Origin of the sequence: Arthrobacter jinronghuae (genome assembly GCF_025244825.1) — a bacterium.
GTDB lineage: Bacteria > Actinomycetota > Actinomycetes > Actinomycetales > Micrococcaceae > Arthrobacter_B > Arthrobacter_B jinronghuae.
Genome location: NZ_CP104263.1, coordinates 3,395,394 through 3,422,069, shown reverse-complemented (window position 1 = coordinate 3,422,069; position 26,676 = coordinate 3,395,394). Strand labels below are relative to the sequence as shown.

At 65.8% G+C, this 26,676-nt stretch carries 29 protein-coding genes and 1 riboswitch; of the genes, 14 read left to right on the top strand and 15 right to left on the bottom strand.

Annotated features, from left to right (window positions below; genetic code table 11):
• Positions 1–253 precede the first annotated feature (253 nt).
• Both N2K98_RS16125 and N2K98_RS16120 read left to right on the top strand, forming a co-directional pair.
• Positions 254–2,149 (top strand): FAD-binding monooxygenase, encoded by a 1,896-nt coding sequence (locus N2K98_RS16125; RefSeq protein WP_255864636.1) that lies wholly within the window; start codon positions 254–256, stop codon positions 2,147–2,149.
• 110 nt (positions 2,150–2,259) lie between these two features.
• Positions 2,260–2,964 carry a hypothetical protein gene (locus N2K98_RS16120; RefSeq protein WP_255796510.1) on the top strand — a complete coding sequence of 235 codons (705 nt, stop codon included), beginning with the start codon at positions 2,260–2,262 and terminating at the stop codon, positions 2,962–2,964.
• A 78-nt stretch (positions 2,965–3,042) separates the two neighbouring features.
• On the opposite strand, the gene N2K98_RS16115 is transcribed toward N2K98_RS16120, so the two are convergent.
• The 3 genes from N2K98_RS16115 to N2K98_RS16105 form a co-directional block, all read right to left on the bottom strand.
• Positions 3,043–3,852, bottom strand: a complete 810-nt coding sequence (locus tag N2K98_RS16115; protein WP_255864637.1) for an SDR family oxidoreductase — start codon at positions 3,850–3,852, stop codon at positions 3,043–3,045.
• Between the two features lie 9 nt (positions 3,853–3,861).
• A complete protein-coding gene (locus tag N2K98_RS16110; protein ID WP_255864638.1) occupies positions 3,862–4,503 on the bottom strand; it encodes a hypothetical protein in 642 nt (213 codons plus the stop codon).
• 107 nt (positions 4,504–4,610) lie between these two features.
• Positions 4,611–5,348 (bottom strand): SDR family oxidoreductase, encoded by a 738-nt coding sequence (locus tag N2K98_RS16105; RefSeq protein ID WP_255864639.1) that lies wholly within the window; start codon positions 5,346–5,348, stop codon positions 4,611–4,613.
• Between the two features lie 115 nt (positions 5,349–5,463).
• Here N2K98_RS16105 and N2K98_RS16100 point away from each other — a divergent pair, with 115 nt between their 5' ends.
• Positions 5,464–6,396 carry an AraC family transcriptional regulator gene (locus tag N2K98_RS16100; protein ID WP_255864640.1) on the top strand — a complete coding sequence of 311 codons (933 nt, stop codon included), beginning with the start codon at positions 5,464–5,466 and terminating at the stop codon, positions 6,394–6,396.
• On the opposite strand, the gene N2K98_RS16095 is transcribed toward N2K98_RS16100, so the two are convergent.
• Positions 6,393–7,751 (bottom strand): LssY C-terminal domain-containing protein, encoded by a 1,359-nt coding sequence (locus N2K98_RS16095; RefSeq protein ID WP_255864641.1) that lies wholly within the window; start codon positions 7,749–7,751, stop codon positions 6,393–6,395. The two genes, N2K98_RS16100 and N2K98_RS16095, sit on opposite strands and share 4 nt — an antisense overlap.
• Positions 7,752–7,776: 25 nt before the next feature.
• Positions 7,777–8,016 (bottom strand): hypothetical protein, encoded by a 240-nt coding sequence (locus tag N2K98_RS16090; RefSeq protein WP_255796517.1) that lies wholly within the window; start codon positions 8,014–8,016, stop codon positions 7,777–7,779.
• A gap of 286 nt (positions 8,017–8,302) precedes the next feature.
• Positions 8,303–8,369: riboswitch (guanidine-III (ykkC-III) riboswitch) on the top strand.
• Between the two features lie 10 nt (positions 8,370–8,379).
• Here N2K98_RS16090 and N2K98_RS16085 point away from each other — a divergent pair.
• The 4 genes from N2K98_RS16085 (at position 8,380) to N2K98_RS16070 (ending at position 11,581) form a co-directional block, all read left to right on the top strand.
• Entirely contained in the window at positions 8,380–8,694 is a 315-nt protein-coding gene (locus N2K98_RS16085; protein WP_229946320.1) for a DMT family transporter, read from the top strand.
• Positions 8,695–8,725: 31 nt separating this feature from the next.
• Positions 8,726–9,412, top strand: a complete 687-nt coding sequence (locus N2K98_RS16080) for an ABC transporter ATP-binding protein (protein WP_255796518.1) — start codon at positions 8,726–8,728, stop codon at positions 9,410–9,412.
• 3 nt (positions 9,413–9,415) lie between these two features.
• The gene (locus N2K98_RS16075) at positions 9,416–10,963 is read left to right on the top strand and encodes a DUF6297 family protein (protein WP_255864642.1); all 1,548 of its coding nucleotides are present in this window, start codon (positions 9,416–9,418) and stop codon (positions 10,961–10,963) included.
• Between the two features lie 66 nt (positions 10,964–11,029).
• Complete coding sequence (locus N2K98_RS16070) at positions 11,030–11,581, top strand: dihydrofolate reductase family protein (RefSeq protein ID WP_255796520.1); 552 nt, start codon at positions 11,030–11,032, stop codon at positions 11,579–11,581.
• 61 nt (positions 11,582–11,642) lie between these two features.
• Here N2K98_RS16070 and N2K98_RS16065 read toward each other — a convergent pair whose 3' ends face one another.
• From N2K98_RS16065 to N2K98_RS16055, 3 genes are all read right to left on the bottom strand, one after another.
• Positions 11,643–12,428 carry an NADPH-dependent F420 reductase gene (locus N2K98_RS16065; protein ID WP_255864643.1) on the bottom strand — a complete coding sequence of 262 codons (786 nt, stop codon included), beginning with the start codon at positions 12,426–12,428 and terminating at the stop codon, positions 11,643–11,645.
• 71 nt (positions 12,429–12,499) lie between these two features.
• Positions 12,500–13,540 carry an FAD-dependent monooxygenase gene (locus tag N2K98_RS16060; RefSeq protein ID WP_255864644.1) on the bottom strand — a complete coding sequence of 347 codons (1,041 nt, stop codon included), beginning with the start codon at positions 13,538–13,540 and terminating at the stop codon, positions 12,500–12,502.
• Between the two features lie 79 nt (positions 13,541–13,619).
• Positions 13,620–14,336, bottom strand: coding sequence for a DUF4386 domain-containing protein (locus N2K98_RS16055; protein WP_255864645.1), 717 nt, complete (start codon positions 14,334–14,336; stop codon positions 13,620–13,622).
• Positions 14,337–14,394: 58 nt separating this feature from the next.
• Between N2K98_RS16055 and N2K98_RS16050 the strand changes: the two genes are divergently transcribed.
• The 4 genes from N2K98_RS16050 (at position 14,395) to N2K98_RS16035 (ending at position 17,855) form a co-directional block, all read left to right on the top strand.
• Entirely contained in the window at positions 14,395–15,141 is a 747-nt protein-coding gene (locus N2K98_RS16050; RefSeq protein ID WP_255864646.1) for a TetR/AcrR family transcriptional regulator C-terminal domain-containing protein, read from the top strand.
• Between the two features lie 261 nt (positions 15,142–15,402).
• On the top strand, positions 15,403–15,825 hold the full coding sequence (locus tag N2K98_RS16045; protein WP_255864648.1) for a hypothetical protein: 423 nt from the start codon (positions 15,403–15,405) through the stop codon (positions 15,823–15,825).
• 195 nt (positions 15,826–16,020) lie between these two features.
• The gene (locus tag N2K98_RS16040; RefSeq protein WP_255864649.1) at positions 16,021–16,590 is read left to right on the top strand and encodes a sugar O-acetyltransferase; all 570 of its coding nucleotides are present in this window, start codon (positions 16,021–16,023) and stop codon (positions 16,588–16,590) included.
• A 116-nt stretch (positions 16,591–16,706) separates the two neighbouring features.
• Complete coding sequence (locus tag N2K98_RS16035) at positions 16,707–17,855, top strand: baeRF2 domain-containing protein (protein ID WP_255864650.1); 1,149 nt, start codon at positions 16,707–16,709, stop codon at positions 17,853–17,855.
• Positions 17,856–17,868: 13 nt separating this feature from the next.
• On the opposite strand, the gene N2K98_RS16030 is transcribed toward N2K98_RS16035, so the two are convergent.
• Positions 17,869–18,507 carry a class I SAM-dependent methyltransferase gene (locus N2K98_RS16030; protein ID WP_255864651.1) on the bottom strand — a complete coding sequence of 213 codons (639 nt, stop codon included), beginning with the start codon at positions 18,505–18,507 and terminating at the stop codon, positions 17,869–17,871.
• Positions 18,508–18,538: 31 nt separating this feature from the next.
• Positions 18,539–18,994 carry an SRPBCC family protein gene (locus N2K98_RS16025; protein WP_255864652.1) on the bottom strand — a complete coding sequence of 152 codons (456 nt, stop codon included), beginning with the start codon at positions 18,992–18,994 and terminating at the stop codon, positions 18,539–18,541.
• 83 nt (positions 18,995–19,077) lie between these two features.
• Here N2K98_RS16025 and N2K98_RS16020 point away from each other — a divergent pair, with 83 nt between their 5' ends.
• Positions 19,078–19,563, top strand: a complete 486-nt coding sequence (locus N2K98_RS16020; RefSeq protein ID WP_255864653.1) for a DUF3592 domain-containing protein — start codon at positions 19,078–19,080, stop codon at positions 19,561–19,563.
• A gap of 38 nt (positions 19,564–19,601) precedes the next feature.
• On the opposite strand, the gene N2K98_RS16015 is transcribed toward N2K98_RS16020, so the two are convergent.
• The 3 genes from N2K98_RS16015 to N2K98_RS16005 form a co-directional block, all read right to left on the bottom strand.
• Positions 19,602–20,135 carry an MOSC domain-containing protein gene (locus N2K98_RS16015; RefSeq protein WP_255864654.1) on the bottom strand — a complete coding sequence of 178 codons (534 nt, stop codon included), beginning with the start codon at positions 20,133–20,135 and terminating at the stop codon, positions 19,602–19,604.
• Between the two features lie 189 nt (positions 20,136–20,324).
• The gene (locus tag N2K98_RS16010; RefSeq protein WP_255864655.1) at positions 20,325–20,957 is read right to left on the bottom strand and encodes a hypothetical protein; all 633 of its coding nucleotides are present in this window, start codon (positions 20,955–20,957) and stop codon (positions 20,325–20,327) included.
• Between the two features lie 161 nt (positions 20,958–21,118).
• Complete coding sequence (locus N2K98_RS16005; protein WP_255864656.1) at positions 21,119–23,011, bottom strand: CAP domain-containing protein; 1,893 nt, start codon at positions 23,009–23,011, stop codon at positions 21,119–21,121.
• Between the two features lie 173 nt (positions 23,012–23,184).
• On the opposite strand from N2K98_RS16005, the gene N2K98_RS16000 reads away from it, so the two are divergent.
• Positions 23,185–23,379, top strand: a complete 195-nt coding sequence (locus N2K98_RS16000; RefSeq protein WP_255864657.1) for a hypothetical protein — start codon at positions 23,185–23,187, stop codon at positions 23,377–23,379.
• 267 nt (positions 23,380–23,646) lie between these two features.
• Positions 23,647–24,567: a lantibiotic dehydratase C-terminal domain-containing protein gene (locus N2K98_RS15995; protein ID WP_255864658.1), complete on the top strand. Its 921-nt coding sequence runs from the start codon at positions 23,647–23,649 to the stop codon at positions 24,565–24,567.
• Between the two features lie 53 nt (positions 24,568–24,620).
• Here N2K98_RS15995 and N2K98_RS15990 read toward each other — a convergent pair whose 3' ends face one another.
• Positions 24,621–25,382 carry an SDR family NAD(P)-dependent oxidoreductase gene (locus N2K98_RS15990; protein ID WP_255864659.1) on the bottom strand — a complete coding sequence of 254 codons (762 nt, stop codon included), beginning with the start codon at positions 25,380–25,382 and terminating at the stop codon, positions 24,621–24,623.
• Positions 25,383–25,409: 27 nt separating this feature from the next.
• On the bottom strand, positions 25,410–26,411 hold the full coding sequence (locus tag N2K98_RS15985) for an acetamidase/formamidase family protein (RefSeq protein WP_255796533.1): 1,002 nt from the start codon (positions 26,409–26,411) through the stop codon (positions 25,410–25,412).
• Positions 26,412–26,676 lie beyond the last annotated feature (265 nt).

The following is a 26,676-nucleotide window of genomic DNA, read 5'->3' as shown; positions in this document are numbered from 1 at the left end:
CTCTTCCCTGCTGGCGGTTCGCGGCTGGGAACAAGGTACCGCGGCCGGCGGCAATACCGCTCCCGGCTCCGGCGGGCCGACCGGAAGTGAGGCGGAAAGTGAAGCCGGAAGTTACACAGACCGTTCCGCTTGTGACCCACGTCATGTCTCCGGTACGGTGACTACACCGCCTGCGGTTCGACTATCGAACTTAGTGTTCAAATAACGAGCACCGCCGGGCGGGCACCTACGGCACAACGAAGTGAGGACCCCCGTGCAGTTCCACCACCACGGCTACGTATCCGGTGACCCCCGCATCCAGCCCGCCGCCGGCACCGGCGTCGACCGCCCCGCCGACCTGCCCGACGAAGTGGACGTGCTGATCGTCGGCTCCGGTCCCGCCGGTATGCTCACCGCCGCACAGCTTTCGCAGTTCCCCGGCGTCACCACCCGGATCGTGGAGCGCCGGGACAGCCGCCTCGCCATCGGGCAGGCGGACGGCATCCAGGCCCGCAGCGTGGAAACCTTCCAGGCCTTCGGCTTCGCCGAGGAAATCACCGCCGAGGCGTACCGCATCACGGAGATGTGCTTCTGGCGCCCGGACCCGGAAAACCCGGAGAATATCGTCCGTTCCGGCCGCGCCCTGGATGATCCGGCCGGAATCAGCGAATTCCCGCACCTGATCGTCAACCAGGCCCGCGTGCTGGACTACTTCGCCCGCTTCATGGCGAACTCGCCCACCCGCATGCGGCCCGACTACGGGTTCGAATTCCGCAGCCTCGAGGTCGACGACGACGCCGAATACCCGGTCACCGTCACCCTCCTGTCCACGGCCGGCCCGGACGAAGGCACCGAGCGCACGGTTAAGGCCAAGTACGTGGTGGGCTCCGACGGCGCCCGCAGCAAGGTCCGCGAATCCATCGGCTGCACCATGGCCGGAGACAAGGCGAACCACGCCTGGGGCGTGATGGACGTACTGGCCAACACCGACTTCCCCGACATCCGCACCAAGTGCGCCATCCAGTCCTCCAACGGCGGCAGCATCCTGCTCATCCCGCGCGAGGGCGGCCACCTGTTCCGCATGTACGTGGACCTCGGCGTCGTGCCCGAAGGCGACAACGGCGCCGTCCGCAAGACCTCCATTGACCAGATCATCGCCAAGGCCAACGGCATCATGGCCCCCTACACGCTCGACGTCCGCAACGTCGCCTGGCACAGCGTGTACGAAGTGGGCCACCGGCTCACCGACCGGTTCGACGACGTCCGGCCCGAGGACCTCGGCACCCGCACCCCGCGCGTCTTCATCACCGGCGACGCCTGCCACACGCACAGCGCCAAGGCCGGCCAGGGCATGAACGTCTCGATGCAGGACGGCTTCAACCTGGGCTGGAAACTCGGCCACGTGCTCGACGGCCGCAGCCCGGAAAGCCTGCTCTCCACCTACTCGGCCGAACGCCAGGTGGTGGCGAAGAACCTCATCGACTTCGACAAAGAGTGGTCCACGCTCATGGCGAAGAAGCCCGAAGAGTTCGAGAACCCGTCGGACCTGGAGGACTTCTACGTCCGCACCGCCGAGTTCCCCGCCGGGTTCATGACCGAGTACACCCCCTCCATGCTTATTGCCGAGCCTCTGCACCAGGATCTGGCCGCCGGCTTCCCGCTCGGCAAGCGCTTCAAGTCCGCACCCGTGCTCCGCGTCTGCGACACCAACCCGGTGCAGCTGGGACACCAGGCGCGGGCGGACGGCAAGTGGCGGATCTACGTCTTCGCCGATGCCGCGGCCGCCGGCACCCCCTCGCCGGTCACCGAGCTGGCGGAATGGCTGGGCACCGCGCCGGATTCCCCGTTGGCGGCCACGCCGGAAGGCGCGGACCGGGATGCCTGGTTCGACGTCAAGGTGATCTACCAGCAGGACCACACGGGCATCGACCTCGGCGCCGTGCCGGCGGTGTTCAAGCCGCAGGTCGGACCGTTCCAGCTTGACGATCTGGCGAAGGTCTACGGTGCGGACCCGACCGCCGACATCTTCGAGCAGCGCGGGATTTCCCGGAACGGCGCCGTGGTGGTGGTCCGCCCGGACCAGTACGTGGCCAACGTGCTGCCGCTGACTGCCACGGCGGAGCTCGCAGAGTTCTTCGCACCCCTGCTTCCGGCCCGCCAGCAGGCGTAACCGGTTTCCCAACGTACGACGACGGCGGCACCCGGTGTGCCGCCGTCGTCCCGCGTTAACGGCGGCAGGGCTGGCAGAGTGACCCGTATGGACCCATCCGAAAGGCACCAATGAGCTATACGCAGTACCCCATGCCCAGTCCTCCCAAGATGGCGTCTACACTCGGACCGGTTGGAAAGACGGCCATTGCAGTAACCGCTTTCCTGCTGGTTATGGCCGTAGTGGCGGTAGGAGTCTTCATCGCGAGGGGTGGAGCCGGGTATCAGGACCGTGATTGGGAAGACAAGGTGGACTCCATTGTCGACTCCCTGCTCCCGATGGCGTCCGGCGAGGTGGACGACCCCCACGCCGACGAGTTCGATGAGTTCTGGAAAGACCCGGCGATGAATACCCCGGAGGCCACCGCCCTCATGGCCGCGGTGACAGCTCAGTGGGAATCTCACTTCCGCACCTACCAGCTTCAGGCGCAGGGATACCTGTCCAAGATCGAGGACGCGGACGCCAAGGCGAGGGCCCAAGAGAAGATGGACCAGCTTGACCGTGCGTTTGCCGACGACCGACCGGCGCGTGGAAGGGTGGTCATCTTCGAGGACCTGTCCCCGTTCCTCTCTGCGAGTTGCGACCCGGACGACAGTGACAAAGACCTGATCAAGTTCGACTCCTCCGGGAACCCCCAGCCACAGTTCACCACTCGCAACACGCGGGCCGGTACTTGGCCTTCGGACCCCGATTTTGAAGCGCGGGTTAAACCCCTGATCGTGAAGGCGTACCCGGAAATGTATGACGCTTGGCTCTCCGAGCGTTGTAGCAAGTAACCCTGGGCGGGACCTTTGCCGACGCGGATGAGACTTTCGCCTACGACGAGGGCGAAGACGACCGGAGCCTTAAACGGTTCAGCCCCGCCGGAAACCGCCCTCGGTGCTGATCGTCTGCCCGACCACCCAGCGGCCCTCGTCGGACACCAGCCAGGCAATGAGCCGGGCCGGATCATCGGGGGCGCCGATGCGTCCGCCCGGGAAACGGGACCCGACGTCGTCGAGGACTTCCAGCGGGCGATCCGCCGTTTCCGGATCAAGGTAACCGGTGTTGACCGGGCCCGGATTGACGGTGTTGAGCAGGATCCCGCGGTCGGCAAGGTCCGCTGCGACCGAGGGAGTGATGCCGGCGAGGGCGGCCTTCGAGGTGCAATAGGCAATTTCACCGGGCATCGGGCCCAGCAGCTGTCCGCTGGTGAACCAGATGACCCGCCCGCCGGCACGTCCGTCGTGCTGGTCGGCGAAGCGAGCGGTGGCGAGCAGCACGGAGCGGGCGTTGACGGCCCAGTGCATGTCCAGCATGGCGGCGTCCAGCGCCTGCAACCGCCCGTCGCCCCCGTTGCGGGCATGGTTGCAGATGAGGATGTCCAGGTGCCCCAGGGCTGCGCGGGCATCGGAAATCAAGGCATCGGGTGCCTCCGGTGCGGCGAAATCGTGTTCGCCGTGTGCAAGCCGGGCCCCGGGCTGCAGCCGTGCCCGCAGCAGGTCCATCACCTCGTTGATGTCCTCGGCACCCCAGGGCTGGTCGGCGTCGTGCGGCGCGAAGTGCTGCAGGTAGAGGCTGGCACCCATATCGGCCAGGCGCGCTGCAACGGCGAAGCCAATGCCCCGGCGGCGGCTCACGCCGGTGACGACGGCGGTGCGTCCGGTCAGGGGAGGGGGAGTCATCGGGCCATGCTAGCGGGAGGAATCCGCGGACCGGAGGAAGGACGAGCAGTCGCCCTTGAAAAACTCCCGCAGCTGAGCGGGATCTCCGGCCTGTGCCGGGGCAATGACGGAGGCATCAAAGACTTCGGGGTTGACCATGTTCTCTTGGATTGCGGGCAGGGACGTGTACTTGGCCAGGTACTCCATGCTGTGTTCCTGGCCGGTAGCGTCTCCGCTGTCGAGGGCCTGGAGGTAGGAATCCATCCAAGCGCAGAGCCAATAGCCGGCGACGGTGGTGTCCTGGACTCCGTCCGCGATGCTGATGTCCCCCTGCTTCGACCGGACTTCGGGATCGCTGAAATCGGTGGTTTCGAGCAGCCACGAGGTGCCGGCGGGCAGCGGCTCCGGGAACTCCGCGATGGCCTCCGCAACCGCCTGGTCGAAGCAATCGGGTTTGATGCTGGTGGTCCCGGCCGGGTCCAACCGCATAATTTCGCCGCCCGGGCAGGGCTGCAGGGTCATGGTGGGTTCCGGGGCGGGCCGGGCACTGGCCTCGGCGCGTGCCAGAGCCTCGTTTCTTTCCGCGTCGGTGGTTCCGCAACCGGCGAGTACGCCGGTGAATAGGGCGCCGGCTGCGGCAATGCCCATGGCTGCTGTCACTCGCGTGTTCATGTGTGTCCCCCCGGTCCTACGCAGACAATAGCCGAGCAGTGGCCGGGGGGATAGCGGCATTTTTGGCTAACCCTGCCGGGGCTAAGCCGCCCGGACGAAGGTTCGCGTTACCAAGGCAGGGGGCCGTCCTCGTCACTGAAGGTGCCGCTGGGTCCGTTGGCCGGGATGGTGGCCATCCGGACGGCGGCCCTGGCGCCCTGCTCCGGTGTTCGTGTTCCCCGGAAACCGTTCAGATCCGTGGCAACAAAGCCCGGGCAAACCGCATTAACCAGGATGCCCTCCGGCGCCAGCCCCTTCGCATACTGCAGCGTCAGGGAGGTCAGGGCTGTTTTGGAGGGCGCGTATCCGGCTGCGATGGGGTCCGTATTGGCTGGATCGGATACTGCGGCCAGGGACCCGGCCACGCTGGAGACGTTGACAATCCGAGGGGCGTCGGACAGGCGCAGCAGCGGCAGGAAGGCCGCAGTCACGGAAATGACCCCGAAGAAGTTGGTCTCGAAAACCGAGCGGATTTCGTTCACGTCCGCCGATCCCGGCTGCTGGGCGGCAAAGCTGACACCCGGCGTCGCCGAGATGCCGGCGTTGTTTATCAGGGCATCCAGCCGCCCAAAGCGGGTCTTAACGCTCTCCGCCGCGGCCGATACGGAGGCCGGATCGGTTACATCGAGAACCACGGCGACGGCGTCTCCACCCTCCCTGCGCAGCTCCGCGGCGGCCCGCTCGCCGGCGTCGGCGCTTCGTGCGGCTACCACCACGGTGTGGCCGAGTGCGGCCAGCTGGCCGGCAATCTGCCGGCCGATACCCTTGTTGGCTCCCGTGACGAGGGAAATCATGCTGTCATTCATGGCACTCCTTGGAAAAGCGGTTTCTTCCCGGTTGTGGAAGGTACCTCCACTCTGTGCCCAATATTCGGGACTAGGAATAAGGAAATGTCCGCATTTCTTGCTCTAGAGTACAGATATGGTTTCAGACCGTTTATCCGAAGTCCTCGATTTCATCCAAGTCCGGGGCGTCATCTCCGGGAGCATCGCCGTGCACGGCCGCTGGGAAACGGAGGCAAGGCTTGACGACGACGTGAAGTTCTTCGCCGTGGTGCAGGGCAGCATGAAACTGGCGACCGACGGCCTTGAAGAACCTCTGCTTCTGGAGGCGGGCGACGTCGTCGTCCTCAACGGCCGCACCTGGCTGCGGCTCCACGGCGGCAGCGGAGATGCAGTGCCCGCCCGCGTCGATCCGCCCGCGAGCGGCACCTTTGTCCGGGCAGGGGAGGGCGAGCCCGGAACCGAGGACATCATCATTGGCGGCCGGGTGGCGGTGAATACCGTGGGCCGGGACCTGCTGCTGCAGGCGCTGCCGTCCGTGGCCCACGTCCGGTCCGGCACGGAAGCCGCACCCCACCTGCACATGCTGATTCGGCGTCTTTTCGACGAAGTTTCCCGGCAGCAGATCGGCTCCGGGTTTGCGGTCCGCCAATATGCTCAGCTCCTGCTGCTGGACGTACTACGGTCCTTCATCACCGATGCCGAACTCCCGCAGGGATGGCTGAAGCTGATAGCCGATGAACGGCTCCGCCCGGCCCTGGCCCTGATACATGCCCCAGGGGTGCCGCCTCCGAGCCTGGCGGAACTCGCGAACGCAGCCGCCATGTCCCGCACCGCCTTCGCGGAGCGGTTTCGGGACGTTGCCGGCACTCCGCCCCGCGCGTACCTGAACAACTGGCGCATGCTCGTGGCGCAGCGGGAACTGCGTTCCGGGGATACCCGGATCCGGTCCCTGGCGCTGGAGCTGGGCTTTTCTTCCGAAAGCGCGTTCAGTACGGCCTTCAAACGCAGCGTCGGCGAGTCCCCCCTGCATTACCGGTCGCGGGTGCGCACGCTGCAGCCGGCGGACTAGCGGGGCGGACCGGTGGCACCCGCGCTCCGGACAGGGGCCGGCGGACGACGACGGCGGGAGCGCACGCGGCGGCGGTGGGCGCGCGCGCGGCTGCGGGAGCGGGCGTAGATCCGAGCCCGGTCGCTGGACAGGGCAAGGATCAGCAGGACGTCGAAGGCGTAGCCGAACAGGTTGGTCCGCAGCGCGGTCTCGGGACCGGCGGACGCGGCTGCTACCTGCACGGCGATGGCGACCGAGCTCAGGGACATCGCAGTAATCCGGGCAGAGTTGCTGCCGCGAAGAATGAGCACGGCCAGCACCGCCTCCACGCCGGCGAACACGGTCAGGGAGACGCTGGTGGGGGCGTAGGCGCTGCCCAGCTCGGCGAGGCCACGGCTCTGCGTACCCAGCAGGTTGATCACCAGGGAGATGTCGGTCAAATGCACCAGAAAGGGTGCCGCCACCGCCAGGGCGGCAAGTCCGCGCAGCAACACCAGGACCGTGCCGAAAACCACGGGTGCCGGCGGCCGCTCCCGGCGGGCGGCTGCCGCCCCCGTCGGCACGGCGGGGCCGGTCTCCGGCAGATTGCTCAGGTCCGCCACCGGCAGGTCCCCGTCGGTGACAATCGAATCCCCGCCGCCGTTGCGGGAGTGGTATCCGGTGGAGAAGTTCTTGATGACCTCCACGGACACTGCGGGGGAGGCGCCCCGGAGGGAATCGATCAGGTAGTCCCGTTCGGCGTCGATATTCTCTCCGACCCGGTGCGTGACCTGCAGGGTGAACAGGGATAAACCGACGGCACGGTCAAAGGACGCGGCACCCAGCCAGTCCGCGGCGATGCCGCCGGGAAGCATCCATCCCTCGGGGCAGCGCCAGAACCGGACATGATGGCGCTGCCGGGGATTGCCGTGCACTTCCTGCTCGTAGGCGAAATCCTGCTGCCGGTCGAACAGGAGCAGGGGGCTCACCGGGGCCTGGACGTAGCTGCGGTGCAGCAGGGTGGAGGAGACAATGCGCCAGCTGCTGGACAGGGTCACCGGGTCAGCGAGCTTCCAGCCCGCCTTTTCCAGTGCGCCCCGCAGCTGTCCCTCGCTGCCCAGGAAAGCCAGGTTGACGGCGTCGCCGAACAGGCCGGCACTGGTGCGGGTGCGGCCCATGAAGTAGTTCGGGATGAAAATCTGGGTCAGGACCCTGTCCAGGCGCGGCAGCACCAGATACGCCAGCGCCGCCCAGAACACCACCAGGAACCAGACGTGCCGCTGCTGAAGGCTTTCCTCCAGCAGGAACACGGCAAACCAAGCCGCCCCGATGGCGCTGAACGTGAAGAAAGCCCAGTCGACGGCGGTTGCCGCCGGTCCGCCGTCGGACTCCTCCACGGGGCCCGGCCGGATCATCCGGAAGTCAGAGCCCCGGTATTTCGCCGTTGGACTTGGCTTCGATCCAGTCCACGGCGGCATCCGGCAGGTAGTAGGACCCGCTGCCGTCGGAAGCCATGCCTCGGCTGCGGGAGATGTCCTCCACCACCCACGCCTCCACCGCGTCGCCGTTATTGGCGGTCAGCCACTCGCGGGACTCGGAGGTGAGCATCGGCCACCAGAGGGCAATGCCCAGGTCATCGCGCTCAAACTGTTCATCAGTCATGGCTAAAACTCTGGCACTATCGGGCCGGCGGGTCGACGGTCTGCGCTTCCCGGTTACCGGCCGGCCGTGAATTCCCGTGCAGGCGCAGCGGTGAGCCAGTAATGGTGCACCGGGCCGCCGCGGGGAGGGCGTGGAGGGTGTGCTGCATCGAAAGAGCACAAATTACCGATTTTCAGCCGAAAAACGGTAACTATTGCCCTTTCGATTCGCGCCAGGACCACGGCATCAGCCGGTTCACCCGCCGGGAAGCCAGGTTGCCCCGGAAAACCTGACGTGCGACCGTGGAAGGGAGGCCGCGACACGGTCTCCCGGACGAGGGGTGCCGTACCCGGTGTGCGACAAGACGGCCCAAGGGAGACTCTCATGTCATGGATTGTTCTGGTGCTGTCCGGCGTCCTGGAAGCAGTGTGGGCCACCGCCCTGGACAAATCGCAGGGCTTCAGCCGGTTCTGGCCCTCGGCCATCTTCGTTACCGCCCTGCTGGCGAGCATGGCCGGACTCGCTTATGCCATGCGGGAACTGCCGCTGGGCACCTCATACGCTGTCTGGGTGGGCATCGGCGCCACGCTGACCGTCATTTACGCCATGGCCACGGGTGCGGAATCCGTGTCCCTGCTGAAGATCCTGTTCCTCGCCATGATCGTCGGCGGCGTCATCGGACTGAAGACACTCCACTAAAAAGGCGCCTACGCCCGCTAGATTGGACGGCATGACTGCTGCGGGGGCCGTGCTCGAGATTTCCAACCTACTGGTGGGCTACGCCGGTGCACCCGTCTGCGGCGCCATCACCGCCTCGGCGGACGTCGGCGAGATCCTCGGCGTCGTGGGCTTCAACGGCGCCGGCAAATCCACCGCCGCCCGCACCATCGCCGGGAAACAGCTGATGCTCGACGGCGAGGTGCGCGTACACGGCCTGCCAGCCAACGAGGACGCCATCCCGTTCCGCCGGCAGGTGGCCGCACTCTTCGACGAGGATGCGTTCTTCCCTTCCCTGTCATTGCGGGAACACCTGCAGCTGGTCGCCCGCGGGCACGGGGTCGCGGACCCGGACGCCGCCGTCGACGCGGAACTGGACTTTTTCGGCCTGCAGGACCGCGCCGACGCCGTCCCGGAGTCGGTCTCCTCCGGCCAGCGACGGCGGCTGCTGCTCGCCTCGGCCCTGATCCGGCCGTCCTCCCTGCTGATCCTCGACGAACCGGAACAGCGCCTGGACCCGGTGATGCGCGAACGGGTGGGGAAGCGGATCCGCCGGTACGCCGACGACGGCGGGACGGTGCTGCTCGTGACCCACGACCCCGCGCTGCTGCTGGCGACGGCTGGACGCTGCCTGCTGATCGATGACGAGGTGCAGGAGATCGAGCCGGCCCTCGCCGCGGCCGAGATTGCGGGCCGGTAACCTGTGACGCTCAGTGAAGCCGCCGGCCTGCCGACGGAGTTCAACCCCGCCCGCTACAGCCGTGTCGCCTCGCGGGAACACCGCCGCGGCAGCGTCCGCGTCCGGGATGTGCTGCTGGATGCCTATGCCACCTTGCTGGGGGTCGCAACCATCGGAGCGCTGGCCGGGGGACTGGTTTTAGCGATGCGGAACGAGGTCGCGAAGGCTCTGGGTCCCGGAACCGGCGGCCGCCGCACCATCGTGGCCGCGGACTGGAGTGCCCTGCCCGACGGCGCGGCGGTGACCGTCCTGCTGTTCGCGGTCCTGGCTGCGGTGATGGCCGGGGCGCGGAAGCTCGGGCCGGTGGCCGTGGCCTCGGCCGAGGGGTACTGGTGGCTAAGCCTGCCCGTGGACCGGCGCTCCTTCCTGGCCGGACCGCTGCTTCGCCGGGTGGGCCTGGTCTGGGCAGGAGGTGCGGTCCTATACCTTCCGGTCGGCTTCATCACCGACCTGCAGGCAACATTGGAAGGCCAGTTCCTCGGCGCCGCCGTCTTCGGGCTGGCCGCGGTCTGTGCCCTGCTGGTTTCGGCCCTGCGGCAGTCGGCGGGGAACGGCTTCCCGGGCGGAGTGTCGGGTGCGGCCGGCGGGCTGGTGCTGCTGGGCATGCTGAGTTTCCTTACCCGGCTGGCCGCCGCCGGGGAACTCTGGCCGGCCGCCGTGGCGCTGGCCGCCGTCGTCGGACTGTGGGCGCTGGTGTTCGCGCGGATGGGTGCGATCCCGGGCCGCGAGCTGATCCGCGGCGGCGGGGTGTCCGGGCACGCCGGTGCCGCGCTGTATCTGATGGACACCAACGAGCTCGGCCGGGCGTTCGCCGGCACTCCGCGCGGCCGGACGACCTCCCGTGCGCGGCGCTGGTACGCCAGGGGAGCGCGCAGCCCGTTCGGCGCACTGCTGCGTGCGGATGCCACCGCGTTCCTGCGCACTCCCGGGACCTGGGCCCGTCCCGTACTGCTGCTCCTGCTGTGCCTCACGGTTTTGCTGTCCGCCGGGCAGCAGCCGGCGCCGCTGCAGCTGGTCATCATCCTGCTCACCATCTGCGCGGTGGTTCCGGCGCTGGGTGCCCTGGCCCGGCAGACCGCGGTCACGCCGGGGCTGGACGCGCTGCTGCCGCTGTCCCCGGCACTGGTGCGGCTGAGCCGGACGGCCCTGCCCGCCGCCGCACTGGTGCTGTGGTCTGCAGGGTTCTGCGCCGTCCTGGTGCTGCTGGGTGCGGGCAGTCCGGCGTTGATCGGGCTCGGTGCGCTCGCCGGGGTCGGGTTCGGCGCCGCGGCGGTGCGGGGTGCCTACCGGCCGCTGCCGGACTGGACCGCTCCGCCGACAGAGACCGTGTTCGGTCCGGTGCCGTCCGCGCAGACCGGGTCTCTGGCCCAGGGGCTGGACGCGATCCTGCTGGCGGCGGTGCCGCTGCTGCTCGGCCTGTTTCTTGGCTACGTTCCCGGAGTGCTGCTCCTGGCGCAGGCGGGCTTTTCCGCGGTCTGCGTCCTGCTGGTGATGTACTCGCGTTCGAAGTAGAACCGGCGACCCATCATGCGTGCCTGCACCCTTGTGCGGGGAAAAGCCGGAGGGTGGAGTTGGGGGATGGGATCCCTTACATACTCCATGAACTGCTCGCTGGACGGGTACAGCGCCGACGCTGACGGTAACTTTGCCTGGCTGGAGCCGACCGAAGATTTTCTTGCCTCCCATTCCGAGGACCTGGAGGACGCGGCCACCGTGCTCTACGGGCGGCGGATGTACGAAACCCTGTCCGTGTGGGAGACCGACCGCGCCGCGTCGGTTGGCCTTCCGGGGACTGATAGGTTCGCGGACGCCTGGTCGGCGGTGCCCAAGGTGGTGTTTTCCTCCACCCTGCAGGATGTTTTCACCGGCCGGACGACTTTGGCACCCACCCTGACTCCGGAAGCCGTGGAACGCGCCAAGGCCGCGGGAAACGTCATGATCGGCGGACCGGAACTGGCCAAGAGCGCCATGCGGATGGGACTGGTCGACATTGTGTCGCTGGTGATCTGTCCGGTAATTGCGGGCGGCGGCACGCGGGCCCTGCCCGACGGGTTGCCGCTGAACCTTCGCCTCCTGCGGGAACAACGCCTCGACAACGGGGGCGTCCGGGTGACCTACGCCGTGGGCTGAGGCGGTGCTTCCCGCGCGGCGGCCGGAACCAGCCGCCGCGCGGGAAGAACCCGGCTACCGCTTAGAAGAGGCGTTCGGCCACGTTCACCCGGGTGGCCGACGCCAGCGCAGACTCGACCTTCTCCTTGGGGGTTGTGCCCGGAGCCGAGGTCATCAGCTGGTCGTCGGGTGTGCCGGCATCCGCGAGGTACAGACGGGTGTAGCCTGCGGAGTCCGGCTCAAACCTCCAGCTCTCGGCGACGGTGCCGGCGTCGACGACGTCGTAGCCCAGCGCGTCGATGAGTGCGGCCGCCTCGGCCTTGGCCGAGTCGTCGTCGGAGGCGATGGGGAGCGCGGAGCGGTCAGCGGACCCGGCGGGACGGGCCAGAAGCGGAATGTGATGGGCCAGGATGTTATTGAAGGCCTTGACGTACTGCGCTCCGGGAAGCCAGCTCTGCACCAGTTCGCTGGTGGTCACCGTGCTGTCATCAAGCTCGGCGATGCGCCCGTCCCGCGACGGGTAGTAATTGCTGGTGTCCAGGACGATCTTGCCGGCCAGCAGTCCGTCCGGAAGATTCCGGACCGCGTTCAACGGAATGGAAAGCACGACGGCGTCGCCGGATTTCGCGGCGTCTTCCACCGTTCCGGCCTGGGCCAGCGGCCCGAGGTCGGCCACCAGTTCCGAGAGAGTTTCAGGTCCCCGCGAGTTGGCAATCACGACGTTCATGCCCGCCGCAACCGCTAGCCGTGCGACCGCGGATCCGATGTTTCCGCTTCCAATGATTCCCAATGTCGGCATTGCGTGTCCCTTCGATGATGTTCGGTTGGACTGGCACGGGTGTACTCCGGCAGTCCCTAAAGGAGGCAACTGCCCCTGCCGTGAAGGAATTCCCCTAGGCGACGGCGTCCCTGACGGCGGATTCCGGGCACCGGGACGCGCTAGGCGAACCGTGCCCCGGCGGACATCGCGACGTTTCGGGCTCCGGTGAAATGCTCGGCCGTGGCGGCACGGTTCAGCAGCCGTGCCGCCCGAACCATGAGGTTTCCCCGCCGACGCCGGCCGGCGTCGTATCGCTGCAAACCGGCGGTCACGTCGGGAGCCGAACTGAGTGCGTCGATCAGGGCGACCGCGTCCAGAAGAGCGTCACAGGCGCCGCGGCCAAGGTTCGGCGCCATTCCGTGCGCAGCGTCGCCCAGCAGTGCCAAGTTGCCGGAAATGTAGGACGGGAGCGGCGGAACGTCGAACAGTTCCCGGTAATCAATCGGGCTTCCGTCCAGTTTTCCCAGGACCCGGGTGACGTCCGGATGCCACCCGCGGTAGAGGCTGCGCAGCAGTTCTGCCCCCTGGGCGCCGATAGCCTCCGGGGAACCCAGCGGAGGAAGGTCTGTGGAACGGAGGCAGGCAAACCAGTTCGTGCTGCCGGCATCCAGTGGCGTAATGCCGAACAGGCGGCCGCGCCCCCAGGTCTCGCTGACTCCGCCGGCCGGGCCGGGGACAACGCCGCGAAAGGCCACTGTTCCAAGCGCCCGGGGCGATAATCCGGTGGAGGCGGTGCGCAGGCGGCTGAAGATTCCGTCGGCGGCCACAACAACATCGGCAGAGGGCAGGGTTGAGGGCCCTGCAACAGGTGAATTCCATTGGATGACCCCGGCGGGCAAGTCCCCGGATAACGCCTCCAGCAGGACGGTGCGCGGCACCAGGCGGGCTGTCCGGCTGCGGCCCATGGCGGCGATCTGGCTGCCGTCCGGTTTCAGGATCCGCACGCCCTGCTCCACCACCGAACCGGCGCGGACTGCGTCACCGGCGCCCAACGCGTCGAGGGCCCGCATCGCCTCGGGCCACATGGCCAGCGCCGTTCCGCTGCCGGGTAGGTTTGCGCCGCGTTCGAGCACCTGAACCGACCATCCTGCGCGGAGCAGCCCCCGCGCAACGGCGGTTCCTGCGATACCCGCTCCGACGATCAGTGCTGAACCGCGCATGACCCTCCTCATCAATGGTCCGGTTCCGGCCGGCTCGGGGGCGGCCCCTGCCTGCCGGCGATTCCGCTCCTGCCGGAATCTACGCCGCCTGCTGCCTGCTGTCGACGTCGGCCGCCAGGTCCGCTCCGGTGTTCCGAGGCCGGCGGAAGCCGACAAACGTCAGGTAAATCCCCAGCGACGCCTCCCAGATGATCTCCGGAAGGGTGGCCAGCGCGGACGGAACCGAGGACTGCCCGTAGGCGCCGAAAAGCACGGCAATACCGGACAGCGACATCAGCGGACCGCCGATCAGCCCGAACAGTGCCATCGGCCGCGGCACCAGGTGCGAGCGGTACATCAGGAACCCCAGCAGCAGCCCGTTGCCGATGCCCACTACGAACCCCGGGCCGAGCAGGAAGGTCCAGCCGTGCACCGCCACCAGCGCCCGGGCCACGGGCAAGTACTCCCCGGCGTCGGCCCCGGCGGTCTGCCGCAGCGTCACCACGGTGAGCACGCTGAGAATCCCGACGGAGATCAGCGCGCATTCCATGATGCGGGCCGCGACATAACCGACCGCAGCGGTCTCGCTGTGCCGGCGGAGGACGGGAAACAGCACGACGGCGGTGCCGATGTTCGCGACGATCAGCACCAGTTCGCAGACCGCGCCGAGCAGGATCCGGGTGTCGGCACCGGGTCCGGCGAGGTAGTCCGGGTCGGTCAGCAGCGGTGCGTACAGGGCAGCCCCGGCGATGGCGGAGGCGAAGGTGAGGAGGAAAAGGATCCCGGCGGTCCGGGCGGTCCGGTTGGAGGCGTGCATGGTGCTCCTGTCGGCCAGAAAGTGTACTGCGTACACCTGATGCGACGAACCTAGGTGTATGTCGTACACTCTGTCAAGGATCGATTTCCCGGAAGGCGGCTCTGTGGGACAGGTACCGAAGGATCGGCAGCAGGAAGCATCCGTGCGCCGGCCGCGACTGAACCGGGACGCCGTGCTGCGCGCCGGCGTCGTACTGGCCGATCAGGTGGGCATCGACGGCTTCACCATGCGCACGCTTTCCCAGGAACTCGGCGTGGTGCCGATGGCGCTGTACAAGCATGTGGCGAACAAGCAGGAACTGCTCGAGGGCATGGTGGACCTGGTGTGGGCGGAGGTCACGGAGCCGGACAGGGGACACGGCTGGAAGCAGGCGATGCGTGATCGTGCCGTCTCCCTCCGGGCCGCACTGGTCACGCACCGCTGGGCCGTGGGGCTGATGGAAGCGGCCGGCCGGCCGGGACCGGAGAACCTGCGCCAGCACAACGCACTGCTGGGCTGCCTGCGGCAGAGCGGCTTCTCCTTCCGCACCACCGTCCACGTCACGAGCCTGCTGGATGCGTACGTGTACGGCTTCGCACTGCAGCAGAAGACCCTGTCCTTCGAGACCCCCGAGGAATCGGCGGAGGCCGCGGCAGCCACCCGCGACGGTGAATCGGCGGAGGCGGCCGCCCGGTATCCGTACCTGCTCGAAGTGGTGGGGGAGCTGGCGAAGGAAGGCTACGACTACGACGCCGAGTTCACCGTCGGGCTGGACGTCCTGCTGGACGGCATCGAGGTTCTCCGCGGTTCCTGGCGCGACGGCTAGATTTGCCGGCGCGGATGGCGTGAACGAGGACGTCGCCGGCTCCACGTTTCGCCGTAGGAGCCATGTCCGGTGACCATGGACCCCCCGACATGAGGTAGATTTTTCGCGCAGGACTAATGAGCAAGTATTTTGGCTACATTCCGGGGGTAACTGCCAATGGATCTAATCATCGCCGTGGTCTGCCTCGCGGGCATCATAGCTATTAATTGGTGGGTCCAAAAGTACCCTAACCGGTCCAAGGAATACCCGGAACGAATCCGAATGACGAAACTGATAATGATTGTCGGTTGGCTTTCCATCGGTATCGGAGTCCTAGTGGGCCTGGTGGGGTTTACCACGGACACCGACCCCCTCCCACCCCGCATTGCCGGCGCCGGCATGCTTCTGATCGGGCTGATACTCCTGGGCATGTATCGCAACTTCTACATTGTGCCGGGCGAATCTGAGATTGCTTTCCGCACTATGTTGGGCAGGGAGCATGTCCTTCCCTACAGTGACATTGCGAGTTATCAGATGTCGCAAGTGAATCGGCGGACGTACGTGACGGTTAAGTCGATTCACGGCGTCAAGCTTGGCCTGGACATCGCTATCTACAATGTGAGCCCCCTGCTGCGGGCCATCGAGCACCACGAGGCAACCGGGCGCTGGCCCGTCCGGGGTGAACTGCCCCTGCAGAAGCAGTAATCGGGGGCTTTGCCCGGGTCCGGAGACGCTCAATCAGGACTATGAGTGGGGGGAGCGGGCATGCTGGTCATCCTGCCACCGCGCGGCTCTTGTCCCGCACAGCGGGTGATGCCAACGTGGGGGAAAGTCCGTGAAGCTGTGCGGCTGCGGACTGCGCCGGCACTCCGATCCGGACCCCAGGTGTAAAGGAATCCCATGGAACCCGAGGAACTGCTCGCGGCGCTGAACGCAGGCGAAACAATTACCGCCGGGTCACCCCTGCACGAAGCCATGCATCACGCCAGTCAGGCCGCCCTGCGGATCACCGGCGAGCTCAACGGCGGCTACCACGAACCGGCCCGGGTGCGGGAGCTGCTCTCCCGGTTGACCGGGAAACCGGTGGATGAATCCGTGGCCCTGTTTCCGCCGTTCTCCTCCGACTTCGGGAAGAACATCAGCCTGGGGAGACGGGTGTTCATCAACGCCGGATGCCGGTTCCAGGACCAGGGCGGGATCCGCATCGGGGACGACTGCCTGATCGGCCACAACGTTGTCCTGGCCACGCTCAACCATGATCTGTCGCCGGCGCACCGCGCGGACATGCATCCGGCGCCGGTCACGCTCGGCCGGAACGTCTGGCTCGGCTCCAATGTCACGGTCCTGCCGGGTGTGACCATCGGCGACGATTCCGTGGTGGCCGCCGGCGCCGTCGTCACCAAGGATGTTCCGGCACGGTCCCTCGCCGTCGGGTCACCGGCACGGGTCATCCGCTCGCTCGCGGATTAGACCGGCGGGCGGCAGGCGTGTGGCGTGCCCAGCCCTTTAATTGCGGCAGACGCCGGTGTTAGCTTGAGGCACGGATCGAATCGATGTGCGGGAGCCCGTACAGGAAGGAGATCGCCATGACCGAGCATCTCCACAAATTCGCGGATCTCTACCGGAAACAAGGACCCTGGTGTGCCGCCTATGTTGATGCAGGGGCCGGAACCGTGGAAGGTCGGGAAGCGGCCGAAGTCCGCCCGGGCGCTGTCCGGAGGGCGCTGGCGGAAAAGGGGGCTCCGCCGGCGGACCTTGAGGCCATGGAAGCCGCGGTGGCTCCTGCCTACGGCGTGCCCGCCCCGGTGTCGCGCTTCGTCCTCGTCCGGCAGGGGACGGAGGAACTGAACGAACTCCTGCCCGGCCCGCTGATGGGCCCGAAGCACCTTTCCGTGGGGCCCGTTCCGGACCTGCTGCCGCTGCTCAAGCACCGCCCGGAAGAATTCCCGTACATCGTTGCGGAAGTGTCGCGGGAAGGCGCCGAGATCCGGCTGGCATACGTGGGCCGCCCCGGTCCCGCCAGCGTCCAGGACGTTGAAGGCTCCAGCGAGGACATCCGCAAACTTTCCGTCGGCGACGGTTGGGCGCAGGACAAGCAGCAGCGCAGGACGGAAGGCATCTGGCGCCGGAACGCGGACGAGGTCGCCGGACAGATCGACAGCGTCGTGGACAGCAGCGGCGCCCGGCTGATCGTGCTCGCCGGTGATGTCCGTGCCCGCGGACTGGTGCAGGACCAGCTCGCCGAAGCGCACCGGAACCTGGTCCGCATGCTCGATTCGCATACCCGTACCGGCGGCGCCCATCATGAGGGTTTCGAGGACCGCGTCCAGGAACTGATTGCCCTGCAGTGGGCGGACGAGCAGGAACAGATCATGGACCGCCTCGCCCTGCAGCAAGGGCAGGCCAACCCCGAGTCGACCACCGGCATCGGTGCTGTTGTCCAGGCCCTTCAACAGGCGCAGGTAGACGTGTTGATCCTGAATGACACTGCGCTCGCCGACCACCAGTTGCTGGCCCTCGCCGTCGAGCCGTGGGTGGCCACTGCGGAGGAACAAGCGCTGGGCTCAGACGTGCTGGGCAAGGTTTCCGCTCCCGTGGCCCTGCTGCGCGCGGCCGCCCTGACCGATGCGCGACTCCTTCTGGTGCCAGACGGCGTCCTGCCCGGCGGAGCCGGCGTCGCCGCGCTGCTGCGCTGGCCCACCGGTCCGGAAGCACCCGGAAGGAACGCGGCCTAGAGGCAGTCCCGGATTAGCGCTGGCGGGTGGCCTGGACGACGACGTCGCGCAGGGTGACATGGCTGCCGTCCGGCGCGGTCATGGAGCGCGGATGTTCCTCGGCGACGGTGATGCTCCACGTCGCCGGATCCAGGAGCGCTCGGATGGATTCGGCAGTCACGATCGTGTCGGCGGGCGGGTGGTGCCCGTGCGCCGTCGTTGCCTCATCGTCGTGGGCGTGCCCGACAATCAGGAGGGTGCCGCCAGGAGCCACCCACTCCGCGACCCGGGTATAGAACGCCAGCTGCGGCATCGCCGGGTGGGCGTAGTTGGTGGTGACCAGGTCAAAGCGGCGTCCCGGTTCCCAAGAGACCAGGTCCGCCTCGATCCAGTCCACGCTGCCGGACAGCGTCTGCGCTTCGGCACGCCGGGACGCTGCGGCGAGGGCAGATGCGGATACGTCCGCACCCACTACCGTCCAGCCGTGCGCGGCCAGTTCCAGGGCTTCCGCGCCCGTTCCGCAGCCGGCGTCGAGCGCGCTGCCTGCCGGGAGCTCCGCCGCGAGGCGTGCCACGTAAGGGTTCGCGGGCGGCTGGTGGCCCGCGGCCGGATCGGTGTCCGGGGCCTCGTGCCAGTGCTGCTCCCAGTAGTCCTTGTCGAAGCTGTGTGTCATTGTTCCAGCGTAGTCCCGGGCCGATCCGGAGCTAGCTGGAGGTGAGCTCCCCGGCGAGGTACCGGTTCCGCGACTCGATGAGCTGCCGGAGGTAGCGGGCCAGCACCAGTTTCTCGACCAGGAGCCCGACGACGCCGAATGGCGCCTCGAACTCGATGCGGTCAACCATCGTGCTGCCAGCCGCATCCTGGCTGAACTCGTGGACATGCCGGAACCGCCGGAACGGGCCCTTGACCTGCTCGTCGACGAAACGGTTCGGCGGCTCCATTTCGGTGATCCGGCTCGTCATCCGCAGCGGAACGCCGAAATGCCAGGCCCGCCAGGTGACGTCCTCACCCAGCGAGATGAGACCTGACGTCACGCCTCCGACGGCCTCTTCACGGGACCGCGCCATGGAGTCCTTATGCGCATCAATGCTTCGGGCACGGTCAAACAGCTCCGATGCGGGCAGGGCTGTCCGGGTGGTGCACTCGAAATAGACGGTCATGGTCAGAGTATGGCAGGCCGGTTCTGCAGCCGGCGGCGCGCGGACTGATTGGGTTTTAGATAATGTCAGGGAAGGAGGCTGAAATGAGAAACCATGCTGCAGGGAACGACGATGAATCTCCCCGCCTAGAATCGGTCTGGCCGGGCGCTTTATTCATCATGCTCATTGGCATGTTCATTGCCATCACTGCGTTCATCCCCTACAACATTGACCGGCGCCTAATGAATAACGGGACTAGCACCGAAGGCACGGTCATTGACTTTGACGAACAATCGTCAAGAGGGTCAACGACAAAGGTTACAACTGTTTCCTTTACCGATTCAGACGGGGGTACACATACCATCGAGGAAAGAGCAGGGGTTCGCACCGAGACTCCTGACATAGGCTCCAAGCACACGGTGTATTACAACCCGGACCGTCCTGATAAAGCGGTGGTGGAAGGATGGGAAAAGAGTGCCGGTTCCGGCTTTGGCGCCGGGGGCTTTTTCATTATGTTCGGTGTCTCCCTAGTGGTTATGGAAAAGTTCTCCTCGAAACGCGCTAAGGGAGCCGGCAGCCCCGTGAAGTAGCACCGGCAACTGCCCGGTCGCCAGGCATCCCGGGGAGGTCAATATGTCCCGGGAGATGGTCCCACCGGTCCCGAAGCTCCCGGGCAGGCCGGGGGATTGCGATCTTTCCGCCGCGCGCAGACGGATGCCAGGTTTATCGAGACCGGCATCATGACGACTATCCGCGAGGTCCTGGGCCAACGCGTCCTTCGCCAGGACTCAGACGCGAGCCGGCGCTGCGACCCGGCCGAAACCTCGGTGCGGATCTCGTTGTCGACGTTCACCCGCCCGCGGCTCAGCACGATGCCCGTGATTCCCGTCTTCCGCACGACTTTTCCGGAGCTGTCGCGGGGCAGCACTGTTTTGAGCAGCCCGGCTTGGAAGCGGTCAATCTGCCGGCGGGGATTCCGCAGCCCGGTCACCTGAACGACGGCGTCGGGCCCGATCCGCAGGAGTGTCCCCTCGTGCAGGTTCAGGAGGTCGATGCCGCGGGTGGTGATGTTTTCGCCAAGGTCACCGGGGAGCAGCTCCGCGTGGATCAGGTGCACCTGCCGCAGGTTGGGTTCCGTCGGGTGGGACCGCTTTCTGAACACGTGCTGCACGGTGGTGCCGGAATGCGCGTCTCCGTCGACGCCTAGCCTAGCCCTTCCGCCAGCAGAACCGATTCCACCAGGTCCTTGCTGAAGTTGTGCCTGCTGCTTTGACTGACCGAGACCACTCTCGGTTCCGTTGTCGCTGGGTTGCCCATGGACCGCATTTCCGCGGACGTGGGTGCCATCCGGTTACCAGACCAGGGCACGGTCGGCAGGCGCAACCGGCTTTTGGATGGCTGTGGCTCTAATCAGCTCAACGTCGGGGTGGTAGGCATCTCCTTCGCGCACCTCTGCCGCCAGCGCTTCCAGATCGATTGTCTGTCGGTGGTGGTTATCCAAGACGCAGACGAAGGCCAGTGGCATAGGAGAATTTGGTGAGCTGAGGCTGTGTTCCTCCAATAGACGTCCCAGTTTGAACACATCAGCGAGGATCGACCGGCGCTGGAGGCCACTGGCGGTGCTGGCTCCTACCTTGAGCTCGGAGATCACCGCGAGATGTTTGAGGATCCCGATGCCCGACTCATCCGAGGAGCGGGCCTCACCGTTGGCGTAGTGCGGGATCATGATTCCCGGCTTCCGCGCCACCACGGCGTCAGGCCGCACTTCACCCGGCCTCGGCGAGTGTACGAAGTACTTTTCGTTGATGATGACTTCTCTGCCGACTCGGTCGATGCCGAATTGCCCGATCAGGTAATGCGCAAACCACGCCTGATAGCTTGCTTCGTTTGCCCACAGGTGGCCGCAAGAGGCTGCGAACACATTCCAGGCAGCCTTGAACTTTTGTGCGACAGGTTCGGCCCCGGGGTTCCAGCTAGAAGTCATTTGATGGATCATTCCATGTTTGGTCGCGGGTAAGCCGTATTTGTCCCAGAGGGGCATCTCGATGCCCGCTAAAAAACGACGTCAGCGCCAGAATGGCGCCGTCGCGCGTTGCAGTGCCAAGCCAGCCAAGCCAAACCCGTGATCATCGAGCCTCTGGTGTCTTATATTCCAGCTGCCCGGTAGAGGAAGGCGGCCATGGCGTCGCGGTTGATAGATTGAAACGGGCGGTAGGTGCGGGTTCCGTTGGGTTCGGTCCAGCCGGTGGAGATGCCATTTGCGGCGAGCCAGGCCATTTCCTTGTAGAACTGCTGGCCGGTGGATACGTCCGCGAACGGTGATTTCGCCGGCGCGCTGTATATCGGTGAGTCTCCTGCCCGGTAGAGGAAGGCGGCCATGGCGTCGCGGCTAATCGACTGCAAGGGGCGGTACGTGCGGGTTCCGTTGGGTTCGGTCCAACCGGTGGAGATGCCCTCTTCGGCGAGCCAGGCCATTTCCTTGTAGAACTGCTGGCCGGTGGATACGTCCGCGAACGGTGATTTCGCCGGCGCGCTGTATGTCGGTGAGCCCGCTGCCCGGTAGAGGAAGGCGGCCATCGCATCGCGGTTGATGGATTGGAGCGGGCGGTAGGCGCGGGTTCCGTTGGGTTCAGTCCAGCCGGTGGAGATGCCCTTTTCGGCGAGCCAGGCCATTTCCTTGTAGAACTGCTGGCCGGTGGACACATCGATGAACGGGGATGCGGCCGGAGGCTGGTATGGAGCGGCAGCCTTGCTGAAGGTGGTGGTCCACTCGGTGGTGGCTCCTGCGGTTAAGACATAATCCCGGAGGGCACGGGCGGTAACCGTAACGGTACCGTTTCCGGCATAGGTCCCCGCAGCGGTGACTTTCCCCTCGACCACGTACTCCACGCCGATGGTCGCAGGAACCGTGAACGTGTCCTTATCGGTGCCGGCTTTGTCGGCGAACAACACCGCAGCGGGAGTGGCCTGGTACGGGGTGGCCTTGTATGTGGTGGTCCACTCGGCTGCGGCGCGGTCCGCCAGCACGTAGTCCGGAAGGGCGCGGGCGGTAACCGTGACAGTCCCTTTTGCAGAATAGGTGCCGCTGTCGTAGACCTTGCCACTCACCTGATACTGCACTCCCTCCACGCTGGGGATGGAAAAGGTGTCCGTCTCGGTCCCATCGCTGTCATTGAAGGTTGGTGCTATCGGCAAAACCCTTGAGAACTTGTGCCCCCACCAGGTTCGTCCGATGAGCTTGGTTCCGCTCCGGGCGACCGCGTCCACGGTCATATAGCCTCTTGGTGCAGTGTAGGTGCCCGGCTCTAATGATGATGCCGTAGGTGTGGCGTCGACGAAGTAATCGACCCCGGCAATAGCCGGTATCGTGTATTCATTCGTGAGGTCATTCCATACCGGCTCGGCAGCCCGGACGCCTACTGGAAAAGATGCGTCCAGCGACGGTTTTCCGTCAAAATAGTCGCGGGCCGTTGCATAGGTACCTGCTGGTGGCGCGTCAAAGGTGAAAAGATTTAGCGTGGCCATTGTCGAGCAGTCAATAGAATCTGGCGCAGGGTCGCAGGATTCGCTAATAGCTAGGCCGACGCCAACCGTCGTTAGCGCCGGATTCACTATGCTCTGGTAGTGCGCAGGGGACATCTCCCACCCAAACACCATGCTCTCGATGTTGCCGGACCAGTCGTACGCGATGTTCTCTGCGGCTGCGGTCCAACGATCAGCTACACGGGGATCGTCGAAGGCCCGGGGGTTGTGGGCAAAACCCGTTGCAGCCATATGGTCCGACCAGTCCTCCGCCACTTCTGAGACGGTGACGTTGAACGTCAGGGGAGGAACGCCTACGGCGGTCCGGAGCATATTGACGCGATCGAACATTTCAATGATTTTGTCCCGGTTGCGTAGGTCCAGTGTGCTGGGTGCCGGGGTGGCGGCAGTGTTGGTCCCTGGATCAGCTGCTGCCTGCGGCACCCCGGTTATCAGGGCCGAAAGACTTATTGCCAAGGCCGCCGAAGCGGCAACGAGATTCCTGCACCATGCCATACGTGAATGTGGTCTTTCGAAACAGAAGGGAAGGGGATCAGATAGTCCGCAGTGTACAGCACGGTAAATTTTGGATAACAAAATTGCGGAATTCGTTCCCTGTCGTCTTGCTGTTGTTTCACGGTGGCAATTAAAGGGGAATGAAAACTCCTGGGTTTGGTTCTGCGGCCTATATGAACTGCCCAAAAGCCATCGCCGCGGGTACCGGCGGCGCCACGACGGTCATCAACGTGAAGATACTGACAACCGCAGGCCCGGGTGGCGAGGGCCGAGCGTCCGACGACGACGATGTCGACCAGGTCCTCCTGGAGCAAGCGACGCCGCAGGTACGCGTAGTGACCGTGTCGAAGCCGGTGCGGTACGAGTAGGTGCAGCCCGCGTGGAGGGTTCGCAAACCCATAGTCGGTCAGCGTGCGCAGGAAAAGAGTCCCTGACGCAAATGGGAAATTTCTTAGAACCCGTATGGACATTCACATTTTGGCAACACACTGTTGCGAACGCACTGTTGGGAACACACCTACCGAAGTCAAGACGATCATTTTGGGGATGATATGAGCCGCGTAATGCAATCGAACACTGGTCATCGAGAGGCAGCTACCCGTCCTGTGCAGCACGACAGCACGGCTGTGTGGTCCATGTTGACTGTAGAGCCGGAGCGCAGGGATGCGGGTGATGAAATAGTCCGCCGCATTGTTGCTCCGCTGATTTCCGGAACGAGGACCGGGGGAGAGCGCTGGTTTGGCTTTTCCCGCAGGCTGGAATCCGCCCATCCGGCCGTGCACCTGCATGTGCGTGCCGCCGACGACGTCGTTAAGCGGCTTTGGAAGTTTGTGTACGCGTTGGCAGACGAAAGCGCTGCCTCACTGGGGCCCGTGAAGATCTCCCGGTGGCCGGACATCACTTATCCACCCCGATCAGGCGAACCAGCGCACGAAGTAATGGAAGCGGCATTTGCCCGGTTCGGTGGACCGAAGGGCTTGGAACTGGTTTCTGAGGTTGCCGACTTGTCCTCGGACCTGGCTTTGTGGGCAGTCAACCGTTTTCCCCGCCTCAACATGCGCTCGATGCTGGCCGCCCTGCTTCTCTTCGACACCGGCCACGCCATGATGCGCGGACCGCGCTCGGCTGTGTGGCCCGACCGCAGAACCACTAGCTGGGACTACTACTGGAACGCTCATCTGCACGCCTGCACAGGTTCTTTTGGTTCGCACTCCGGGCAGGCACGCACGGCAATGATGGCCCAGATGGCACCCCGGGTTATGCCTGCGCATAGGGTGATGGCCGCCCTTGCCTCGGAGTCGGCAGTCGATATCTGGCGGAAACGCTGGGCGAGGGCCATCGATGAGTATTTGTACCGGGCAGACAAGCAACGCATCAGTCGCAGTGCGCAGCAGTTGGCTATGGGGGCTAGCGGGCTAGCACTCAACCGGCTGGGCTTCCCGCTCCGGGAACAGGGCGCGCTTGGCCTATACGCGCGTGCTTGGAGTAAGGATATTGAAGCGCACTATTCCGGTGAGGAGCGCTCGTCGCAGCCGTCGAAGCCGGGTAAGAAATGACGGCGTAGGCGGCCCACGCCAGGGGCACCGCTTATGTTCCGGACGACGTTTTCCTAGAACTGGATTCCCCGGGAGAGGCCGCCGTCCGCGAGGACGTTCGCTCCGGTCATCCGGGAGGCGCTCGGACTGGAGACGAAAACAACGACGTCGGCCACCTCCTGCGCGCTGCCCATCCGTCCGGTGGGATTCAGCGCCAGAGACGAGGCAAACATCTCCGGACTGTTCCGTTCCATGCTCTGCCAGACGCCGCCGTCGTGATAGGTGTTGCCCGGCGACACCGTGTTGGCGCGGATCCCGGTCCCGGCCAACTGGAAGGCCAGCCCGGCCATGTAGGCGATCAGCGCGGACTTGACCGTGCCGTACGGCCCGGACGCGAAATCCACCTCCCGGCCGGAGACGCTGGAAATGGCCACCAGCGACGGCGACTCGCTGCGCCCAACATGCGGGATCGCCGCCTGCATCAGGCGCACGGTTCCCATCAGGTCTACCCGCAGGCACGCCTCCCACGACTCGGCACTGTCATCGATGGCCAGGGCGCTGACGTTGCTGACCACCGCGTCCAAACCACCGAAGCGTCCGGCGACGGCATCCACCCAGGCGGCCACCGCGTCGCCGTCGCCCACGTCCAGAACGGTGCCTTCCACCTTCACGCCACTGCCGGCCAATGCCGTTTCGGTGGCACTGATTTCCGCCGCGTCCCGGGCGCAGAAGGCAACGTTGGCCCCCTCCGCGGCGAACGCTTCCACGATGGCCCGCCCGATTCCCCGGGTTCCGCCGGTGACCAGTGCCGTCTTGCCGTTCAACTGCAGATCCATGGTTTCCTCCGGGGCAGGTTGTCGGGTTTAGAGAAGTTCTTCACTGCGCCGGCGCAGGTCGGCGTGCAGCCCGCCGTAGGCTGCGGCCTGCGGGAACAGGGACTTGCGTGCCTTGACCACCACGGAGTAGTTGGCGTCCACGGCGTTGGCGATCGGTGCCTGCGCTGTCTGGGTGAGCAATTGGTAGGCGTCCATCTGGTGCAGGCCGAACAGCTCGCCGAACCAGCGCACCATCTCCACCTGGCCGATGCGCCAGGAATCCTCCATGGGCCGGGACGAGCCGACCGCCATCCACTCGGCGTCGGTCTCCAGCCGAGGCCAGGTTGGGGCGCCGCCTTTGATCAGTTCCACCAGGATCGTGGAATGCATGGCCCCTTCGACGGCGGTGCCGCAGGCTTCACCTTCGCCCTGGCGGTAGTGCCCGTCGCCGATGGAGAACAGCGCGCCCGGCTGGTTCACCCCGAGGTACACGGTGGTTCCGGCCTTCACCTCCGGGGCGTCCATGTTTCCGCCGAAGCGTTCGGGGACCAGAGAGGAGCGGACCTCCCCGCCGGGAGGAGCCACCCCCACCGTTCCCAACATGGGTTCCAGCGGCAGAGCGACCTCAAAGTCCCCGAACCGGGCGGAGAAACCGACGGTGGAGCGGGCCGAGTCCACGTGGTAAATCCAGGTGGTGTCCGGCAACGGATCCTGCAGGAACGCGGTGCGGTCGGTGCTGGTGAGCCCGCCGAAGAACGGGATGGTGGCGGAGGCGCCGTAGCTCCGCGCCGGGGTCAGTTCCACGATGTGCAGGGCGAGCGTGTCGCCGGGTTCGGCGCCTTCAACGTAGAACGGTCCGGTCTGCGGGTTCACGAAGTTGAGGTCGACCTTCTCACTGGAGAGGTCCTCGACCGTGGTCAGCGCGTTGTTGAATGCGTCCTCTGACCAGAGCTTCAAGGCGGTTCCTGGTCGAACCTTCATCACGGGCTCGGCCCCGCCGAAGGTGTAGACCAGCTGGTCCGGACGCGGGCGGTACTCAAGGATTTCCATGGGGCCGGATGCTATCGAAGGTTTCCGGTTCTGGACATAGGCGGCGGGGGCCGGGTGAGAATGACGGCCTGCTAAGGCTCCTTCACTGGTTTCCGTCGGGATGATTTAAGGCATGAAGCTCGGTATTTCCCTGATTCAGCGTTGATGACCGCGATATGACAATCCAGTCACCGCAATTTCTTTCGGTACGGGAAGCCGTGGGTTTTCCACCGGCAAATATGCGTCCGACAGACGGATTTCGCCTAACCGGAACCGCATGGCAGGA

What these genes read in the sequence shown, in the direction of transcription:
- N2K98_RS16120 (WP_255796510.1), top strand. Translation starts at nt 2,260, where the DNA reads ATGAGCTATACGCAGTACCCCATGCCCAGTCCTCCCAAGATGGCGTCT.
- N2K98_RS16115 (WP_255864637.1), bottom strand. Translation starts at nt 3,852, where the DNA reads ATGACTCCCCCTCCCCTGACCGGACGCACCGCCGTCGTCACCGGCGTG.
- N2K98_RS16110 (WP_255864638.1), bottom strand. Translation starts at nt 4,503, where the DNA reads ATGAACACGCGAGTGACAGCAGCCATGGGCATTGCCGCAGCCGGCGCC.
- N2K98_RS16105 (WP_255864639.1), bottom strand. Translation starts at nt 5,348, where the DNA reads ATGAATGACAGCATGATTTCCCTCGTCACGGGAGCCAACAAGGGTATC.
- N2K98_RS16100 (WP_255864640.1), top strand. Translation starts at nt 5,464, where the DNA reads ATGGTTTCAGACCGTTTATCCGAAGTCCTCGATTTCATCCAAGTCCGG.
- N2K98_RS16090 (WP_255796517.1), bottom strand. Translation starts at nt 8,016, where the DNA reads ATGACTGATGAACAGTTTGAGCGCGATGACCTGGGCATTGCCCTCTGG.
- N2K98_RS16085 (WP_229946320.1), top strand. Translation starts at nt 8,380, where the DNA reads ATGTCATGGATTGTTCTGGTGCTGTCCGGCGTCCTGGAAGCAGTGTGG.
- N2K98_RS16080 (WP_255796518.1), top strand. Translation starts at nt 8,726, where the DNA reads ATGACTGCTGCGGGGGCCGTGCTCGAGATTTCCAACCTACTGGTGGGC.
- N2K98_RS16070 (WP_255796520.1), top strand. Translation starts at nt 11,030, where the DNA reads ATGGGATCCCTTACATACTCCATGAACTGCTCGCTGGACGGGTACAGC.
- N2K98_RS16060 (WP_255864644.1), bottom strand. Translation starts at nt 13,540, where the DNA reads ATGCGCGGTTCAGCACTGATCGTCGGAGCGGGTATCGCAGGAACCGCC.
- N2K98_RS16055 (WP_255864645.1), bottom strand. Translation starts at nt 14,336, where the DNA reads ATGCACGCCTCCAACCGGACCGCCCGGACCGCCGGGATCCTTTTCCTC.
- N2K98_RS16050 (WP_255864646.1), top strand. Translation starts at nt 14,395, where the DNA reads ATGTCGTACACTCTGTCAAGGATCGATTTCCCGGAAGGCGGCTCTGTG.
- N2K98_RS16045 (WP_255864648.1), top strand. Translation starts at nt 15,403, where the DNA reads ATGACGAAACTGATAATGATTGTCGGTTGGCTTTCCATCGGTATCGGA.
- N2K98_RS16040 (WP_255864649.1), top strand. Translation starts at nt 16,021, where the DNA reads ATGGAACCCGAGGAACTGCTCGCGGCGCTGAACGCAGGCGAAACAATT.
- N2K98_RS16035 (WP_255864650.1), top strand. Translation starts at nt 16,707, where the DNA reads ATGACCGAGCATCTCCACAAATTCGCGGATCTCTACCGGAAACAAGGA.
- N2K98_RS16030 (WP_255864651.1), bottom strand. Translation starts at nt 18,507, where the DNA reads ATGACACACAGCTTCGACAAGGACTACTGGGAGCAGCACTGGCACGAG.
- N2K98_RS16025 (WP_255864652.1), bottom strand. Translation starts at nt 18,994, where the DNA reads ATGACCGTCTATTTCGAGTGCACCACCCGGACAGCCCTGCCCGCATCG.
- N2K98_RS16020 (WP_255864653.1), top strand. Translation starts at nt 19,078, where the DNA reads ATGAGAAACCATGCTGCAGGGAACGACGATGAATCTCCCCGCCTAGAA.
- N2K98_RS16010 (WP_255864655.1), bottom strand. Translation starts at nt 20,957, where the DNA reads ATGACTTCTAGCTGGAACCCCGGGGCCGAACCTGTCGCACAAAAGTTC.
- N2K98_RS16005 (WP_255864656.1), bottom strand. Translation starts at nt 23,011, where the DNA reads ATGGCATGGTGCAGGAATCTCGTTGCCGCTTCGGCGGCCTTGGCAATA.
- N2K98_RS16000 (WP_255864657.1), top strand. Translation starts at nt 23,185, where the DNA reads ATGAACTGCCCAAAAGCCATCGCCGCGGGTACCGGCGGCGCCACGACG.
- N2K98_RS15995 (WP_255864658.1), top strand. Translation starts at nt 23,647, where the DNA reads ATGTTGACTGTAGAGCCGGAGCGCAGGGATGCGGGTGATGAAATAGTC.
- N2K98_RS15990 (WP_255864659.1), bottom strand. Translation starts at nt 25,382, where the DNA reads ATGGATCTGCAGTTGAACGGCAAGACGGCACTGGTCACCGGCGGAACC.
- N2K98_RS15985 (WP_255796533.1), bottom strand. Translation starts at nt 26,411, where the DNA reads ATGGAAATCCTTGAGTACCGCCCGCGTCCGGACCAGCTGGTCTACACC.